The following is a 12,192-nucleotide window of genomic DNA, read 5'->3' as shown; positions in this document are numbered from 1 at the left end:
TATTTGAAATGTCAGGATTCTTCCTCTCTGATAGCCTGCGCCAGTTGTTCAAAGCTGGCGCGGATTTCATCACGCACCCTTCTGAACTCGGTGATGATTTCTTCCGGTGTCCCCGTGAACGCATCGGGGTCGTCAAAGCCGATATGCAGTCTGTGTCTGACTTCACCGCTAAAGAGCGGACAGGTTTCACGGGCACCTCCACAGACCGTGATAACATAGTCCCACGGCTCGTTCAGATAGCGGTCTACCTGTTTCGGATAGTGTTGGTTCAGGTCGATGCCTATTTCCTTCATCACCTGAACAGCCAGGGGATGAACTTCACTGGCCGGACGAACGCCGGCTGAATGGACTTTAAACGAAGGTTCCAGTTGTTGCAGGATGCCGTGAGCCATTTGGCTTCGGCATCTGTTTCCGGTACAAAGTATCAGTATTTTCATGATTGAGGGATGGTATGTGAGGGATGAAAAGGACAACGCTTTCCGATACACTGGTTGTTAGCATCGGAGCGGTGGCAGACAATTGGTTTCATTTCCAGTGTGACACCCTTTGTTACTTGGAAATATTCGGCAGCCGCCTGAAGGGACAGGTAGGAGTTGCGCTTGCAGCAGCGGGGACCGCCCACTTCCCCGATTTTCAGCAGCGACCGGGCCGTCATCAGGTTGCTTTGTCCCCAGGATTCCTGAGTGAGCGGGGTGGCACCGGAGAGGATGGACATGCACATACCGGTACTGATGGCAGCCCCGCAGCTTCCCCAAAACCCACAGGCACCACCCGGCACCTTGCGTCCGCGTGCCATCATTTCCTTCAAGGCCGTCAGCAGCTCGATTTCACCTCCGGCATTGCGGTAGGCGGTCAGGAGCGCAGCACCGACCAGCGTATGATGTTCCGGTCCGTGCATGTGGCAGAAAGGCAGACTCATCAGGTGATCCAGTATTTCAACAGGATTTTTGGACGTTTCATTCAGGCAGTAACCGATGACGGCATCCATTCCCTTCGTATGGCATTCGTTGCAGACATAGTGTCCGTTGATGCAGCGCGTTTGGCTCATTTCCTGTCGGTGGCAGAGAGCGCATTCCATCAGCGTTTCCGTTCCCAGATACTCCAGCGGAGCCTGGCATATCAAGCATTCTTCTTTCATTATATAGTTGTTTCTTCTTTTTCTGAGTTGTTGCAGTAATGACACGAAGTTCGTAAAAAGTATGGAAATGAGCAAAGAAAGGTGCTTTTTTCTTTGGCCTTCCAAGCTACAGATGCTGCTTCATCACCTGTACCACTGTTTGTATGTATCTGGGGTCTTCTGCATAGCCGATGTCACGTAGCCATTTCAGATAATCTACATCGCTGGAGTTTATCCGGCTCTTTTGACCATACCGATACTGCACCTTGGTATAGTAAGCCCGGACACTTTCCGTCCAATGGTTGAACTCATAGTACTTTCCGGTTTTGGGATTGGTAAGGCCAAACAGGTTATGTCGGTTTCGGCAGAGCGGTGAACGGAACCACCCCGTTTCCAGTATGGCTTGTGCCAGTACTATCTTCGGATGCCGAATGCCGTTGCGGATGATTTCCTGATAGAGATTGGGAATAGTAAGTGCAGGAAGTTCTTTTTCGTGGGACACCCTTGCGTAAACTTTTCGGGCATATAGCTCCGAAAGCGGTTTCACAGGCACCTCTAGGGCAAGTGAGTCCTTTTCTGCCTTTTTGCAAGACTCATAAGCTCCCAAACTCCTCTGTAGGGTATCAGGAGCCATTTTTTGTTGCTTTTCAGGTAGGATTTCCTTCTCTTTTGTAATCGTATAGAACTGTGCCGATGCTGAAGCGGAACCAAGAATCAGTAATACGGCGGTCAGAATGATGTTGTGCATTTCTTTTCAATGATAGGGTTGACAATACTTTTGCGGGTGTTCAAGGCGGTTCCGACCGCAAATATATCGTTTTACTTAAACAATACGAAAATGCACAACATCAATCATTCTGAAAGGCTGCCCTACGAGAAACTGGCAGTCTTGGGCATTGACCGGGAAAAGGCCGACAGCCTCCCTCAGGAAGTGAAGGAGAAACTGGCTTCCGGAGAGGTCACACCGCTCTTGCAGGTGTCCATCAGTGCCCGGAACGGAGACCTTATCACACTTCCCCTCAAACTCCAGCTGGTATCGGATAAATACGGCAACCCGGCGCTCATGGCTTACCCGGTACGGGCCGTACTGGAAAAGGAACGCAACCAGGTGTTGTGCCTCACGGAACAGGAAGCCGAAAGGCTCAAGAAGGGTGAGGTCATCCAGAAAGCCGTGGAAGTAAACGGAGAAAAGACCCAGCAGTATCTGCAACTCGATCCCGAAACCAAATCCGTTATCCATCGCCGGGTTACGGATGTTCAGCTGGAACAGAAGCTCAAGGACATGGAGAAAGTCAACGACATCGAACTGGGCATGCAGCAGAAGCAGCAGGTACGCGAGGGAAAACCCATTGAACTGAATGTAGGCGGTGAGAAAGTGTCGGTTGGTGTGGATTTGAAAGAACCGCAAGGTTTCAAGGTCATCCAGGGCGACATGAAAGAGTGGGAACGTCAGCAGAAACTCCGCTATGACGAGCAGCATCCCGAGTTCCTGGGACTGGTGATGACGGACAAGAACCGCTGGGAATATCAGCAGGTGGTGGACAAGCAGTCGCAGGAAAGGGCTTTGAAACTTCATGCTCCGAAAGCTGAACAATCCAAAGGTCTCAAACTCTAAATCCTTTTCCCTATGGTCAAGAAGAATGCAGAGAAGGATGTCGGCTTTGTCCGGCAGTTCAACGAATTGAAGAAGAAACATCCCGATGCGGTGCTGCTCTTCCGTAAAGGTGACTTCTACGAAATGTACAAGGAAGATGCGCTCAAGGCATCGGTGATATTGGCGCTGAAGGTATCAGACAAGATTCTTCCTTTAGAGAAAGACCCCATCAAACTCCTGACCTTTCCCCGTCATGAACTGGACAAGCATCTGCCCAAGCTGATTCGCTCGGGTCAACGGGTCGCCATATGCGAGGCGATAGACCAGCCGAAACTGATGAAGAAACCCAAGGAGAAGGTCGGGGAAGAATTGAAAAGCCAGGATAAAACAAAAAAAGAAAACAACCTCAATCAGGAAACTATGGCGAAAAAGAAGAAAGAACAGGCTGTGCAGGAAGAGCCTACCAAGACAGTCAAGACGGCTGCAGAGGAAAAACCTGCCAAGGAAAAGAAGACGGAAGCCAAAGCCGAAGTCAAGAGTGAACAACAGGCCGAGCAGAAAGCGGAAGCCAAGCAGGAACGCAAGCCACGTGAACCGCAGATGATTACCGCCAACGGCGAGAAAGTCAGCCACGGCCATGCGTTCCAGAGCACCACCAATCCGGCGGACTGGTACTTCACCGCCAAGATTGACGGCGTACAGCTGAAGCCGCAGAAGATGGACGCAGCGGATTTGGCCGCATACCAGAAGAAGGACATGACGGTGCCGCAGCTGATGGAGAAGTATTATCCGACTAAACTCATGCCGAAGGTATCGGAAGAAGCGTACCAAATGCCGAAGCAGTTGTCCGGCCCTGATGGTGCCATTACCATCGACAAGTTCAATGTCTATAAGGAAAAGGACGAACAACGACCAGATTACGGCAAGTACAAGTTCTACGTGCAGATGGGCGACACCAAGATGTCAGCAGTGGCTTCCCGTGAGGACTTGAATGCCTACTTCGACCGGGTGGTCAGTCCCACACAACTCGTGGAGAAGAACTTCGGGGAACGCCTGCACCTGCAGTCTGCCTACGAGAAGTACCAGCTTCCCGAAGGAGTGGACCCCAAAGGAGTCCGTGTGGCCAAGGACCACTCCGACAACAAATGGAAGGTGTCGATGGACCTGGGCGACAAGGGCAAGACCAGCAAGCATGAAATCTCCTTCGATGACGGCTACTCGCTCTTCAAAGCCAAGACCGCTACCCGGGAACAGATTGCAGCCAAGTACCTCAATACGGAAATTACCGGGATGCTTTCAGCCGTGACCAACAAGTTGGAGAAGTCGGCTTCCATGAAAATGTAACAAAATCAAGAAAAACAAACGAATATTCAAGAAACAATAAAAGACGAAAAGATATGACAGCTAAAAAGACACACGAGGAGTTGGTAGAACTCCTTCAGGCCGGTAAAATCGGCTTCCTCCGCTTTGTGATGGATGGGGACAGTGCAGAGGATTATCTGGAGTGGTGCCAGACCCACGGCACGGATCCTTCGGATGAATCCGCAGAGTTTTATGTTGAACAGACGGACATCGACCAGATGGACCGTCAGGTAATGGATGACGAAAGCTATGGCGTATGGAACTAACACATCCGGCAATGCCGGGCAGGTAGCCATCGACCGCTTTGCCGAAATGATGATTGCCCGTATGGAGCAGATGAAGGCTTCCGACTGGAAGAAAGGCTGGATTGGGGGTGCATCCGGATTTGCAGGTCTCCCGCAGAACGTGGGTGGCCGCAACTATTCGGGTTCCAATTCCTTCTTCCTCCAGCTGCAGACCGCAGCCCAGGGCTACCGCCTGCCGGTGTACCTCACCTTCAAGCAGGCGCACAACCTCAAGGCCCATGTACTGAAAGGTGAAAAAGCCTTCCCCGTGGTCTATTGGGATGTGCTGGTCAAGGACAAGAACGGCCATAAGGTCAGTTCGGATGAGTATAAGGCCATGAGCAAGGAGGAGAAGAAAGGCATGGATGTCATTCCCTTCTTCAAGGCTTTCCCCGTGTACAACATCGACCAGACCAACCTGGCGGAGGTGCAGCCCGAACGGGTGCAGAAACTCATGGAGAAGTTCAAGGTGCCCGAACTTCGGGACAAGGAAGGCATGTATGTCCATGCCGCGCTCGACCGGATGATTGAGACGCAAGGCTGGCTCTGTCCCATACAGGCGGACAAGCGGGTGGACGGAGCTTTCTATTCACCGGCTCAGGACATCGTGGTGCTGCCCATGAAGGAGCAGTTCAACATCGGCGATACCCCCGAGGAAATCTACCGGGGCGGCATGGAGTTCTATTCCACCATGCTGCATGAGATGTCACACTCCACCATGACCCCTGAACGGCTCAACCGCGAGATGGGCGGACGCTTCGGAGACCCGAAATACGCCAAGGAGGAACTGGTAGCCGAACTGACGGCTGCCATGATCTGCCATTCGATGGGCTTTGACATGAAGGTGACGGACAACTCCGCAGCCTATCTGGATTCCTGGATTGGGGTGCTGAAGCAGGAACCGAAGTTCATCGTTTCCGTCATGGCGGACGTGAACAAGGCTTCAGATCTGATTCTGGACCAGGTGGACAAACAGCGGCTGGCACTCAACGAACAGCCCTACCTGACGAAGAACGACCCGTTTGCCCCGTTGGGCGAAGGAGAGGAAGTGCCGTTCAAGAATGCGGCCATCGTGAAGACACGCAACGGGGATTATGCCATCCGTGCTTCCTACGATGGTGTGGAACTGGGGTTGAAGAAGGTATCGAAAGATACGGCCAAGACCTATTTCCAACTGACGGACTACAAGGACAAGGCTGCCTTCCTGAACATGACGGCGCACAAGACTTTCGAGCCGGAGATAGCCAATCTCAAACGCACGCAGGCCGTGGGTGCCAAGTTAAGCATCTGATACCATGTAGAATCTTTAAATCCATGAACCATGACTGATTACAAGGTAAACTTCAAGGACCTCAAAGCCAAGGTAGGCATCGACGATGTAGCCTATGCGCTCGGCTACCGCCTCGACCGCAAGGCCGGTGTGGGCCGCTACATGGAGCTGGTGTTGGGTGACGGCAAGGAAAAGCGGGATGCGCTCGTAATCTGCCACCCCCAGGACAAGGCTTCCCAGCGGTTCTTCCGCCGCGACGGTTCCAAGGGGGATGTAGTTACACTCATCCGGGAGAACCTGAATGCCTTCAACGTGTCGGGCAAGGATGAATGGCAGAAGATAGCCAAGGTGCTGTCACGCTTTGCCAACATGCCCGAACCCGAATACCGCGAGGACAGGGAGTATGTGCAGTCAGTCAGGTATCATGCCACCTTCGACAGCTCCAGGTATGAGGTGAAGCCGATAAATCCCGATAAGATTCCGGCCATCTTCCAACAAAGGGGATTGTCCGATGAAACGGTACGCACCTTTGCTCCGTTCATCCGGCTCATCCGCGACAGGAAGAACGAGAACTTTGACGGCTACAACATCGGCTTCCCTTATACCAACGGAGAGAATGACAAGGTCCGGGGCTACGAAATGCGAGGGTACGGCGGTTACAAATCCAAGGCTGCCGGAAGTGATTCCAGTTCTTCTGCATGGGTGGCTGACTTGTCAGGTGGCTATCCGAATGTGGTGAAGAGTGTCTTCTTCTGTGAGTCGGCTTTCGATGTCATGGCATTCTACCAATGGAACCGGAAGCAACTGACCAATGAAATTGCCCTGGTATCACTGGGCGGCACGTTCTCTGATGGACAAATCCGGCAGGTGCTGAACCGCTTTCCCGGAGCCCGTCCGTTTGACTGTTTCGACAATGACCTGCCCGGTCGTATCTACGGCTTGCGCATGATGGCGCTGGTAGAGAACATCCCCTTGAAAATCAACCGAACCCGTGACAGTCTGGAAGTGGAAGCGAACGGACGTTCCTTCCGGCTTGATCCGGAGCGACCCTTTCAGGTGCAGGTCAAGGAACACCTGTCGGTCAGATACGATATGGGACAATGGCTTCCTCCCAAGGCATTCAAGGACTGGAACGACTGTCTGCTCAACAAACCGATGGAGGTGCGGCTGCATCCGACCAAACAGGACCAAATCAATAACCTGGCCGAACGCAGAAATGCAGGCCCTAAATTATAAACGTATGAATGTAAGACGATGGAAACGCTCCTTGTTAATCGCTGCTGTTGGCTTATTGATAGGCAAGACTCCGCTCTTTGCCCAACAGACCGACCCGGCGCTGACTTCTGCCGTACTGGGGCAGACCGCAGCCTTGAAGAAGATTCACAAGGACCGCAAGAAAACGCAGGAGAAAATCATTGCGGCGGAAGTGGCCGTAACCGCTTCCTTGGAGCGGATTCACCAGGTGGAAGACAAGATGCTGGACTACCTCTCGAATGCGCAGGGCGCCATGCAGAACCTCTACCAGATTAAGCGGGCTGGGGAACTGGTGGCCAAGGAAATCCCGCAGAACTGCAGTCTGCTCCTCAAATCGGTAGGCGGCAATCTGAAGGGAACCGTCATTGCGGCCATGGTATCGGATGAGCTGACGGATGCCGCCACCCAAATGACGGCACTCTTTCCCTTCATGAAACAGCTGGTGACTTCGGGCAAATATGACGTGACAGGAGATGACGGCAAGAACGAGAAGCACAAGGTGAACTTGCTGAACGCTTCGGAACGCTACTACATCGCCAACGAGGTTGTCAGCTGTTTGGAAGCCATCAACACCGACCTGTTTATTCTGGCCTGGCAGGTACGCACACTCTCATGGAACGACCTCTGGTTCTCGCTCGATCCCGAAGGATGGGCCAACGTGATGTCCGGCAAGAACATCATCGGCGGTATCATCTCGGACTGGAACCAGGGCTACAGCCTGAAATGGTAAATAGGTAAACTAACTTACTAATCAGCTAATCACAAAGTAATCAAGTAAGGAAATAAGAAAGTAATCAAAGCAACAAGTAACAGAATTATATAGTAAATAAATCATCCAAAAACAAAAGCGTATGGAAAAGAAAATAATCGGTCGCTGTCCCTTGTGTGGCGGCAACGTGGTAAAGACCTGCAAGGGCTACCGCTGTGAGAACAACATCGCCGAACAACCTACCTGTGTGCTGAATATCAACGGCATTATCGGCAACCGCAAGATGAGTGACGAAGAAATCACCGAACTGTTGGAGCACCGCTTCATCCTGTTGGACGGCTTTGCTTCCAAGGAGGGAAAAGCCTTCCCTTCCGTGCTGGAACTGGCAGACAATGGTGCCATCAACATGCAGTCCGTCATCGGCAAATGTCCGCATTGTAGCGGTGATATTCGGGTGGGTACACGCGCCTTCAACTGCTCCAATTACAGCAACCAGCAGGCACCGTGCAACTTCGCCATCTGGCGCAACATCGGTGGCCACCAGCTGAGTCTGACAGAAGCCAAGGAAATCTGTGAAAAAGAAATCACCTCCAACGAACTGGAGATGTATCGTGATGACGGCACCATCTACCGCAAGCGTCTCGGCCTTTCTCCCGACAAACTCCAAATCGTGAAGATATGAAACCGGGAATGAAAATGATTATCATGCTGGTAACCGCTGTCTGCTTCTGGGGCGGACTGTTTTACTTCGCCAGCTGTTCCGACCGACCCGAGAAACGGGCGGTGGAAATCGCAGAGAGAGCCTTGAAAGCAACTGTCGATAATCCGGAGTCCATCCAAATCAAGGGCATCAGCAAGGCAGATTCGGTATTCGGCAAGGAATATGTCAATCCACACGAGAAGGCTGCATTATCCATGCACCTGATGCAGTACGGCCACAAGTTGATGGAAGAAACGGACTACTTCCAGAACCTCGACAAGGACGATGCCGCAATGAGTGATCAGGTCACCCGTCAGTTGGATGCCATGACCACGCTCCGGGCTTTGATAGCTTATGGAGAACTTGAGGGAGCAAATCCGCATAAAGCCAAAGAAAAGAAGCCTTTCAACGGATGGAAGGTCAAGATAGATTTTGAAGCCAAGACCTTAAAAGGAAAGCCTTACCACTCGGAATACTGGTTCATCCTCGATAAGGAGGCGGAAATTGTAGTCAAATCATTTGAAATACCGCTGCTATGAAACTGAGAAACTTGTTCTTATCGTTATTGGCAGGAAGTACCTTATTCATTACCTCCTGCGAAGAATGTGACCATGAAGGAAACCAATCCATAGCTTCTTCCCTTCAGGTTGGTGATGTAGTCTGCTCGGATGGCAGTGTGCTGTCCAAAGAAAAGTTCAGTTCCTCCCAAAAGGAACCGGTGGCCATTGTCTATCATGTGAACCGGAATCCGGAGATCAAAGCTTTGGGCTATGCCGTTTCCATCAGGGACGTCGCATCGGCAGCCTTTGCCGACAGTCTGGGTGTCGAACAGGAAACGTCAGCTTCATTGGAAAAGGAAGACGGTAACGAGAACACCCATGCCATGTACCGCAACGAGGAAGTGAAATCTCCCTTAGCCGTTTATGTCTTCGATATGTGGCGCTACGGTCAGTCCGCCTACATCCCTTCGGTGAAGCAGCTCACTTACCTCTATCAGCAAATTGGGTTAGTCAACCAACGGATAGAGGCGGTCGGCGGATTACCCATCAGTCTGCAGCCCGGTGACTGCTGGCTGTGGACTTCCACCGAAGTGGAAGGGCAAAAGGACAGCAAGGCCTGGCTCTTCTCGATGCAGTCGGGAACCATTCAGGAGACTCCGAAGGACCAGGCGCATAAGTTCAGACCGGTGATAAGTATCTATTAGGTATAACTTCTAAATGCAAAGATTATGAATGAATTACTCGCACAACTCCAGATGAAGATGGAGGCATTCCAAAAGGATGCAGCCCTTCAAGCCGAAAAAGGAAATAAGGCAGCCGGTCAACGTGCCCGCTGTGTATCACTTGAAATGGAACCATTGCTGAAGCAGTTCAGAAAACTATCGTTGGCGGCAGCGAAGAAATAAAACAGTACGGTTTTATTTCTCATGTTTTCAAATTTTGATTGTTTTATCAAGGTCCTGGTGCGTGAGCATCGGGACTTTTTTGTAGCCTAGATGGAGCGGATGACTCTGCACGGGTTGCCAACGGCCAGGGAGTTAGCTGGAATGTCTTTGGTTACTACACTTCCGGCACCGATGACGCAGTTGTCTCCGATGGTGACACCGGGCAATACGCTGACGTGGGCACCTATCCATACATTGTTGCCGACATGAATGGGTTTGGCATATTCCAGTCCCTGGTTCCGTTGCTGCACATCCAAGGGATGACCTGCTGTATAGAATCCGCAGTTGGGAGCAATAAACACGTTGTCGCCAAAGGTAACGGGCGCTCCGTCCAGGATGACGCAGTTCACATTGCTGTAGAAGTTTTCACCCAAGTTGATGTTATAGCCGTAGTCACAATAGAAAGGTTGTTCGATGAGAAAGTCCTTTCCGGTCTTTCCCAACAGTTCACGAAGCAGTTGCTTCCGTTCTTCGATACGGGATGGCAACAGCTGGTTATAGCGAAAGCAGAGGTCCTTGCACTTTGTTCGTTCTGCAATCAGTTCAGCATCATAGTTGGCATCGTAGAGTTGGCCGAGCAGACATTTTTCCTTTTCAGTCAGTTTCATTAAATCAAAAGAATATATTTCTGTAAATTACAAGATTTCTCTAGCAATCCACGCACAAGCTTCTGCATCGGCCAGTGCATGATGATGGTGATCTAGTTGATAACCGCAAGCTGCTGCTACGGTGTACAGCTGGTGATTCTCCAGTTCAGGCAAGGTTTGGCGAGAAACGCTGAGTGTATCGTAAAACGGATAGTCGGGATAGTCCATCTGATAGACACGGAACACCGCTTTCAGACAGCTTTCATCAAACGGACTGTTATGAGCCACCAGGGGAAGACCTTCGATCAACGGCTCTATTTGTTTCCATACCTCTGGAAAGACCGGGGCATCTTCGGTGTCCTCACGGGTAAGGCCATGCACCTGACTGCACCAGTAGTTGTAGTAATTGGGCTCGGGGCTGATGAGGGAGTAGAAGGAATCTACAATCTCTCCGTTGCGTACGATGACAATGCCTACGGAACAAACGGATGAGCGTTCGTTGTTGGCGGTCTCAAAGTCTATGGCTGCAAAATCTTTCATGGGTTGTTCTTTGGTTGAATGTATAGAGTTCTGCTCAAATCAGTAAACTATGCCTTTCTGTTTCATTTCTTCCCGAATAAGTTCTGCTTCGGTATGGGTCAACTTCGGAAGTTGTACCTGTTCCGGACTCTCTTGCTGGTAAGCCTTCACTTCGTTGATGAGCATTTGCCAGTCGTAAAGGAATTCCTCGCTACAACCGTGTTTCTGATAAATTTCTTTGGCGGCTTCCAGTATCTCTCCGGCGCAGCTGTCATTTCCTTGGAATACAACAGCCGGAATCTCGTTATGGAAACAGTCTCTCAATAAGCGTATTTGATCTTTCATTGTTCTTGGTGATTAATTCTGTGCTTTATCGTGCCTTTCTGAACATTTATTTTCAGGGCCTGCAAAGATAGTGAGTTTTCGGATAGATTAAAAGTTAAACATTCATCTTTAACAGCTGGCGGATTCTTTCCTTAGTCAGGCATTTCCACTCCCGATGAATTTTCCGATACAAAGAAACGAAGGGTCGGTACGGCAGCAAATGGCGCTTTGCTTGGCTGCAAGGAAAGCAGCCGGCAGCCTTCCACAATTTGTGCCAAATTGGGTATTCCGTCTGCTTTCCCCTTGCCACATTTGCCTTCCGTCCCTTACACCCTTCGTGAGAAGAGGCATCGTAAAAATCACCCGGGAGTGAGAAGCCGAAAGGCTTCAAACCAAAGGGAAAAAATTAGTTCAGCTATGGCATACAAACTTAAAGACCGAAAAGAAAAGATGCTCTATAAGGGCAGTGTTTACGAACTTACCCTGCAGTGGGACAGAGAGAGTCTCCGCAAGTGCTTTTGTGGTATGCCTCCTTTCTATGCACACATCCGGAAGGACGGCAACAACTTCGCACATATCGACTGCTATTCCACCGGGGACGATTTCAGTGTGGAACCCATGCACCCGCTTTTTGAAGAGCCGGAATGGATAGTTCACTTCCTAAAGTCGGACATCAATTCCATTCCACTAAAGAAACTGCTGGAACTGCTTCCTATCTAATTCAAGGAGTAACGAACTTAAAAAGAAAACGCTATGGACACACTCATTGAAGCCATCCCGACATGGGCACTCTGCTATCTGTTCAACTCGGATGCAACCGGACTGACGGATGAAGAAATCGCTCTGATTGACCAGTGGTACACAGAGAACAAGGTCATGGGTATCACTACCGCAACGGAACAAGAGGGAGAATGTTTCCCTTACTTCTCACACTATCCGGCTTTCGGACTTCCTGCCGAAGTGGTGGACTGCCACGTTATGGTACGCTGAATACAGCCGGTGACTGCTGATGATTATTTACGCTTAAA

At 50.7% G+C, this 12,192-nt stretch carries 18 protein-coding genes; 12 read left to right on the top strand and 6 right to left on the bottom strand.

Going from position 1 to position 12,192, the window contains the following annotated elements:
- Nucleotides 1–11 precede the first annotated feature (11 nt).
- From ACESTD_RS05645 to ACESTD_RS05635, 3 genes are all read right to left on the bottom strand, one after another.
- A complete protein-coding gene (locus ACESTD_RS05645) occupies nt 12–437 on the bottom strand; it encodes an arsenate reductase ArsC (protein WP_005938412.1) in 426 nt (141 codons plus the stop codon).
- Nucleotides 434–1,138: a DUF5714 domain-containing protein gene (locus ACESTD_RS05640; RefSeq protein WP_005938409.1), complete on the bottom strand. Its 705-nt coding sequence runs from the start codon at nt 1,136–1,138 to the stop codon at nt 434–436. The genes ACESTD_RS05645 and ACESTD_RS05640 overlap by 4 nt, the downstream gene beginning before the upstream one ends.
- A 106-nt stretch (nt 1,139–1,244) precedes the next feature.
- On the bottom strand, nt 1,245–1,865 hold the full coding sequence (locus ACESTD_RS05635) for a glucosaminidase domain-containing protein (protein WP_005938407.1): 621 nt from the start codon (nt 1,863–1,865) through the stop codon (nt 1,245–1,247).
- Between the two features lie 90 nt (nt 1,866–1,955).
- Here ACESTD_RS05635 and ACESTD_RS05630 point away from each other — a divergent pair, with 90 nt between their 5' ends.
- The 10 genes from ACESTD_RS05630 (at nt 1,956) to ACESTD_RS05585 (ending at nt 9,695) form a co-directional block, all read left to right on the top strand.
- Nucleotides 1,956–2,732, top strand: coding sequence for a DUF4099 domain-containing protein (locus ACESTD_RS05630; RefSeq protein ID WP_005938403.1), 777 nt, complete (start codon nt 1,956–1,958; stop codon nt 2,730–2,732).
- 12 nt (nt 2,733–2,744) lie between these two features.
- The gene (locus ACESTD_RS05625) at nt 2,745–4,055 is read left to right on the top strand and encodes a hypothetical protein (protein ID WP_005938400.1); all 1,311 of its coding nucleotides are present in this window, start codon (nt 2,745–2,747) and stop codon (nt 4,053–4,055) included.
- Between the two features lie 53 nt (nt 4,056–4,108).
- On the top strand, nt 4,109–4,339 hold the full coding sequence (locus tag ACESTD_RS05620) for a hypothetical protein (RefSeq protein ID WP_005938397.1): 231 nt from the start codon (nt 4,109–4,111) through the stop codon (nt 4,337–4,339).
- Nucleotides 4,323–5,648, top strand: coding sequence for an ArdC family protein (locus tag ACESTD_RS05615; protein ID WP_005938394.1), 1,326 nt, complete (start codon nt 4,323–4,325; stop codon nt 5,646–5,648). The genes ACESTD_RS05620 and ACESTD_RS05615 overlap by 17 nt, the downstream gene beginning before the upstream one ends.
- Before the next feature lie 30 nt (nt 5,649–5,678).
- Nucleotides 5,679–6,863 (top strand): DUF3991 and TOPRIM domain-containing protein, encoded by a 1,185-nt coding sequence (locus tag ACESTD_RS05610; RefSeq protein ID WP_005938391.1) that lies wholly within the window; start codon nt 5,679–5,681, stop codon nt 6,861–6,863.
- A gap of 4 nt (nt 6,864–6,867) precedes the next feature.
- Nucleotides 6,868–7,611, top strand: a complete 744-nt coding sequence (locus ACESTD_RS05605; RefSeq protein ID WP_005938388.1) for a hypothetical protein — start codon at nt 6,868–6,870, stop codon at nt 7,609–7,611.
- A 121-nt stretch (nt 7,612–7,732) separates the two neighbouring features.
- Nucleotides 7,733–8,272: a topoisomerase C-terminal repeat-containing protein gene (locus ACESTD_RS05600; protein WP_005938385.1), complete on the top strand. Its 540-nt coding sequence runs from the start codon at nt 7,733–7,735 to the stop codon at nt 8,270–8,272.
- Nucleotides 8,269–8,829, top strand: coding sequence for a hypothetical protein (locus ACESTD_RS05595; RefSeq protein WP_005938383.1), 561 nt, complete (start codon nt 8,269–8,271; stop codon nt 8,827–8,829). The genes ACESTD_RS05600 and ACESTD_RS05595 overlap by 4 nt, the downstream gene beginning before the upstream one ends.
- Nucleotides 8,826–9,494: a hypothetical protein gene (locus ACESTD_RS05590; RefSeq protein WP_005938381.1), complete on the top strand. Its 669-nt coding sequence runs from the start codon at nt 8,826–8,828 to the stop codon at nt 9,492–9,494. The genes ACESTD_RS05595 and ACESTD_RS05590 overlap by 4 nt, the downstream gene beginning before the upstream one ends.
- A gap of 24 nt (nt 9,495–9,518) precedes the next feature.
- Entirely contained in the window at nt 9,519–9,695 is a 177-nt protein-coding gene (locus ACESTD_RS05585) for a hypothetical protein (RefSeq protein ID WP_005938379.1), read from the top strand.
- An 86-nt stretch (nt 9,696–9,781) separates the two neighbouring features.
- Here the strand turns inward: ACESTD_RS05585 and ACESTD_RS05580 are convergent, their stop codons facing one another.
- From ACESTD_RS05580 to ACESTD_RS05570, 3 genes are read right to left on the bottom strand one after another with little or no spacing between them, the layout of a single operon-like run.
- Nucleotides 9,782–10,342, bottom strand: coding sequence for a sugar O-acetyltransferase (locus ACESTD_RS05580; protein WP_005938377.1), 561 nt, complete (start codon nt 10,340–10,342; stop codon nt 9,782–9,784).
- A gap of 27 nt (nt 10,343–10,369) precedes the next feature.
- Nucleotides 10,370–10,861 (bottom strand): 3'-5' exonuclease, encoded by a 492-nt coding sequence (locus ACESTD_RS05575; protein WP_005938374.1) that lies wholly within the window; start codon nt 10,859–10,861, stop codon nt 10,370–10,372.
- A 39-nt stretch (nt 10,862–10,900) separates the two neighbouring features.
- Nucleotides 10,901–11,185 (bottom strand): hypothetical protein, encoded by a 285-nt coding sequence (locus ACESTD_RS05570; RefSeq protein WP_005938372.1) that lies wholly within the window; start codon nt 11,183–11,185, stop codon nt 10,901–10,903.
- 396 nt (nt 11,186–11,581) lie between these two features.
- Here ACESTD_RS05570 and ACESTD_RS05565 point away from each other — a divergent pair, with 396 nt between their 5' ends.
- Nucleotides 11,582–11,884, top strand: coding sequence for a hypothetical protein (locus ACESTD_RS05565; RefSeq protein ID WP_005938370.1), 303 nt, complete (start codon nt 11,582–11,584; stop codon nt 11,882–11,884).
- A 33-nt stretch (nt 11,885–11,917) separates the two neighbouring features.
- Complete coding sequence (locus ACESTD_RS05560) at nt 11,918–12,154, top strand: hypothetical protein (protein ID WP_005938369.1); 237 nt, start codon at nt 11,918–11,920, stop codon at nt 12,152–12,154.
- The last annotated feature ends 38 nt before the right edge of the window (nt 12,155–12,192 follow it).

Source organism: Bacteroides sp. AR20 (assembly GCF_964250605.1).
Lineage (GTDB): Bacteria > Bacteroidota > Bacteroidia > Bacteroidales > Bacteroidaceae > Bacteroides > Bacteroides uniformis.
Note: the sequence above shows the minus strand (reverse complement) of the source record. Positions and strands in the feature narration are given on the sequence as shown.